Origin of the sequence: Achromobacter sp., assembly GCF_036567245.1 — a bacterium.
GTDB lineage: Bacteria > Pseudomonadota > Gammaproteobacteria > Burkholderiales > Burkholderiaceae_B > Achromobacter.
On record NZ_DATCUY010000467.1, the window covers coordinates 1 to 3,919 of the forward strand.

Genomic DNA, 3,919 nt, shown 5'->3' on the forward strand with positions numbered 1-3,919 from the left:
CAGCAGGAGCAGCTGCGCCTGGGCGCCATGGCGCGCCTGAGCACGCTGGGCGAAATGGCTGCCGGCATCGCCCACGAACTGAACCAGCCGCTGACCGCCATCCTGGCCCAGACCCGCGCCGCCGAACGCCTGCTGGACGACGAAGAAGAGCGGCCCGCCGTGCGCCACGCGCTGCTGGCCAGCGCCCAACAGGCCAAGCGCGCCGCCGACATCATCAGCCGCATGCGCGCCCTGGTGCAGCCCAGTTCGCCCGCCCGGCGCGAAGCGCTGGATCCCGACGCGCTGGTGGCATCGCTGCGCTTCCTGCGCGAACCCGAACTGGCCCGGCAAGGCATACGGCTGAGCTGGCACAACGCCAGCCCCGCCGTCCAGCCGCTGGGCGACCGCGTGGCTCTGGAGCAGATCCTGCACAATCTGGTGCAGAACGCCGCCGACGCCCTGGCCGACGTCCCGGGCCCGCGCCAGATTTCGCTGGAAGGCCGCGCCGAAGGCGACGACTACCTGTTCAGCGTCAGCGACACCGGCCCGGGCATCGCCGCCGACGCGCTGCCGCGCCTGTTCGCGCCTTTCTACACCACGCGGCCGCAAGGCATGGGCCTGGGACTGGCGCTGTGCGAAACGCTGGCCGGCTCCATGGACGGCCGCATCGCCGCGCGCAATCTCATCCCGGCAGGCGCCTGCTTCACGGTAAGCCTGCCGCGCTCCGGCGCCGCCGCATGACTACGCAGGACACTCCCATGCTCGAACAATCTCCGCTGGTCTATCTGGTCGACGACGACGATGCCGTGCGCGACGGTCTGGCCCTGCTCCTGCGCAGCGTCGGCCTGCGCAGCGCGGGCTTCGGCGACCCGCTGGCCTTCCTGGCCCAATTGCCGCCGCAGTCCATCGGCTGCGTAGTCCTGGACATCCGCATGCCCGGCATCAGCGGCCTGGACGTGCTGAGCCGGCTGGCCGAACAATCGGATCTGCCGGTGGTCATGCTGACCGGCCACGCCAACGTCGACCTGTGCCGCCGGGCCTTCAAGGGCGGCGCCATGGAGTTCCTGCAAAAGCCGGTGGACGACGACGTCTTCCTCGACGCCGTGCAGGCCGCCGTGCGCACCCACATCGCCAGCCGCGAAAAGCTCGCGGTGACCCAGGCCGCGCAGGAACGGCTGGACAAGTTGTCCGGGCGCGAGCGCGACGTGCTGGAGCGCATCGTCCAGGGTCTGAGCAACAAGGAAATCGCGCGCGAATTCGACCTGTCTCCGCGCACCGTCGAGACCTACCGCGCCAACGTCTTCACCAAGCTGGAAGCGGAAAACCTGGCCGGGTTGATCCGCGAATACGCGGGACTGCTGGGCTAGGCCCGCCCACGCTGCAAGCCGCCTTGCGCAGTCCGCCTCCGTAGCCCTACGGAGCCCCCAGCGTAGCCGACCGAATACCGCGGATCGGCCGTCATCCTTAAGCTGTCTGTTCCTGTCACCGACCCACAAAGGACACAGACATGTCGCCCAAACTCATCGCCTTCGCCACCCTGTTCGCCTGCGCCGGCGCCGCCAATGCCGCCGTGCTCAACGAAAGCAACCTGTCCATGGCCGACGCGCAGAAGCTGGCGACGGCCACCGTCGCCGCCTGCCAGGCCAAGGGCTACAACGTCAGCGCCTCGGTGGTGGACCGCGCCGGCCTGCTCAAGGCTTTCGCGCGTTCGGACAACGCCGGTCCGCACACCATCGAAGCCAGCCGCGCCAAGGCGTTCACCGCCGCTTCGGCCAAGACCCCGACGCTGACGATGCTGGAAAACGTGCAGAAGAACCCAGCCGCGGCCACCCTGATCGACATCCCGGGCTTCCTGGTGCTGGGCGGCGGCGTGCCCGTCAAGGCCGGCTCCGCCGTGATTGGCGCCATCGGCGTGGCCGGCGCCCCCGGCGGCAACCTGGACGCGCAATGCGCCGACACCGCCCTGCAAGAGAACGCCGCGCTGTTCAAGTAAGCCGCGGCCAGACGGCGCGCGGCGTGTTTGCCGCGCCGGCGGCATCGCGGTAGGCTTGGGGCGCCATGCCCCAGCCCCCCTCCCTATCGCTGCTCGACGCCACGCTGCGCCGCACCGCCCGGCGCTATCGCGTGCCGCCCATTTCCAAGATCCCTGCCGAGGGCGTCCCGCCCGCCACCGCGCTGGCCGTCGCCATCGAACAGGCCCGCCTGTCGCTTGAATCCGGCGCCGCGCCGCCCGCCATCAAACAGGCCTTTCTCGATGCCCTGGCGCGCCTGATCCGCGACGCCATGCGCGAGTCCGACGGCGATCCCGTGTTCCAGGCCATGCTGCTGCGGCACCGCCTTGCTCCCGTGCGCGAGTACGCCTCCCTGGCCGCCCGCGCCGCCCAGGACCGCCGCGAGATCATCGCCGCCGCCAACGCCATCGCCCATCCGGCCAAGGTCGAGCGCACGCCGGCCGGCGCGGCGCGCGAGGCCATGGCCGCCCTGCAAGCGGCAGCAGCGTCCGAATCATGGACGACCTTGCCGCAAGCCGCGCGCCGTCTTCTGAACCTGCCCGTCGACTCGCAGCCAGCCGCAACCTCCGCAGTGCTGGACCGCCTGCTCGCCAGTCCGGCGCTGGAGCATCTGCAACGACTGGACGTCCTGGCCGCCGACGCCGACGTGCGCCGCTACCGCGCCCTGTGGGAACGACAAGGCCCGCGTCCCGGCAGCGCCACTGCCCTCGCTGAAGGCAACGCGTCGCGGCTGCGCGGCGACGCCGTCGAAGCGCAGGCCTTGCAGGCGCTGGAGGCCCTGGCCCGCCGTCTCAACGATGCGGACGGGCGGGAGGCCTACCAGGCCGTGTCCTCCATGCACGTGCCGCCATCGCTGCCTGTCAATGCCGAACGCGCCAAGAGCGAATGGGACGCCGCCCTGCTGCGCAAGGCAGAGGGGGCTGATGCGCCGCCCGCTTGGGATCTGTGCCTGCTGCTCGAGGCCAAGGCCTCGGCCGACGCCGCCGCCACTGACTTCCCGCGCCTGTTGCGCGGCCTGCGCCTGCTGGCGCACGCCGACCCTCAGACCGACTACGCCTTCAACACGCGCCAGGGCCGCTTTCCCCTGCGCGGCGCGTCGCTGCGTGCGCTGCCCGCCGACGGTCCGCAACTGGACACCCGCGTGCTGTATTTCTGCGACGGTCCGGCCGATGCCATTCCCCGCCTGCTCAGTGCCGCCAGCCGCATGCAGCTGCTGTCCGCGCAGCCCAGCCTGGAGTACGCCGACCGCCTGGCGCAGGGCCTGGACGCGGCCCTGGAAACCCTGGACCCCGTCTGGCGCCTGCTGCTGGAATCGGCGCAATGGACCGGCGTGCTGCAGCAGTATCCGACCCTGTGCCAGGCTCGCGAACTGATGGTGCACCCGGATGACCTGATGGCCGCGATCGACAGCGCTACGCCCTGACGCCAAGGCCTGCGGGAGGACAGCGCCGCCCGCAGGCCCGCCAACTCATTCCTGCCCGATCAGCCGGAAATCCCCGCTACCCTCGCGCTCCAGCTGCGCCGCCAGCCCCAGCTCCCAATCCAGGTACTCCCGGAAGCCCTGATCGCGGGCAGCCAGGTCAGCGAACAGATAGGGGCTGATGCTCTGGTCATCGTCCCCGGTCAGCACGCCGTCGGCGCCACGGGCCAGTTCCAGGCCCTGGGACTTCCAGCCGCGCGTACCGCCCACCAGATAGCGCACCGGCCGCTGGCTGCGCCACGCCAGTTCGGCCGCCACGATACTGGCCAGCACGCCGTCGGCAGACGTCAGCACGATGGGCCGCTGCCGATCCTCCGGCAGGAACTCGGCCAGGCGGTCGGGGGCGGCGTAGCGGGAGCCCGGCACGTGGCCGCGTTCATAGGCGATCCGCGCATCCACGTCGAACAGCACGGCCTCGCCGCTTTCCAGCGCGGCCCGCAGGGCGTCC

Annotated in this window: 5 protein-coding genes; 4 read left to right on the forward strand and 1 reads right to left on the reverse strand. The window is 71.1% G+C overall.

Going from position 1 to position 3,919, the window contains the following annotated elements:
• From VIR09_RS19865 to VIR09_RS19880, 4 genes are all read left to right on the forward strand, one after another.
• Positions 1 to 720: sensor histidine kinase (locus VIR09_RS19865; protein WP_332014419.1), on the forward strand; the 720-nt coding region annotated here is incomplete at its 5' end.
• Positions 717 to 1,346 carry a response regulator transcription factor gene (locus tag VIR09_RS19870; RefSeq protein ID WP_414639448.1) on the forward strand — a complete coding sequence of 210 codons (630 nt, stop codon included), beginning with the start codon at positions 717 to 719 and terminating at the stop codon, positions 1,344 to 1,346. The genes VIR09_RS19865 and VIR09_RS19870, both read left to right, overlap by 4 nt.
• A 140-nt stretch (positions 1,347 to 1,486) precedes the next feature.
• A complete protein-coding gene (locus VIR09_RS19875) occupies positions 1,487 to 1,972 on the forward strand; it encodes a heme-binding protein (RefSeq protein ID WP_332014421.1) in 486 nt (161 codons plus the stop codon).
• Positions 1,973 to 2,037: 65 nt separating this feature from the next.
• Positions 2,038 to 3,414 carry a 3-deoxy-D-arabino-heptulosonate 7-phosphate synthase gene (locus VIR09_RS19880; protein ID WP_332014422.1) on the forward strand — a complete coding sequence of 459 codons (1,377 nt, stop codon included), beginning with the start codon at positions 2,038 to 2,040 and terminating at the stop codon, positions 3,412 to 3,414.
• A gap of 45 nt (positions 3,415 to 3,459) precedes the next feature.
• Here VIR09_RS19880 and VIR09_RS19885 read toward each other — a convergent pair.
• The coding region (locus VIR09_RS19885) for a rhodanese-like domain-containing protein (protein ID WP_332014423.1) at positions 3,460 to 3,919 on the reverse strand (460 nt) is incomplete at its 5' end.

Coding starts and splice junctions, on each gene's coding strand:
- VIR09_RS19870 (WP_414639448.1), top strand. CDS start 717: ATGACTACGCAGGACACTCCCATGCTCGAACAATCTCCGCTGGTCTAT.
- VIR09_RS19875 (WP_332014421.1), top strand. CDS start 1,487: ATGTCGCCCAAACTCATCGCCTTCGCCACCCTGTTCGCCTGCGCCGGC.
- VIR09_RS19880 (WP_332014422.1), top strand. CDS start 2,038: ATGCCCCAGCCCCCCTCCCTATCGCTGCTCGACGCCACGCTGCGCCGC.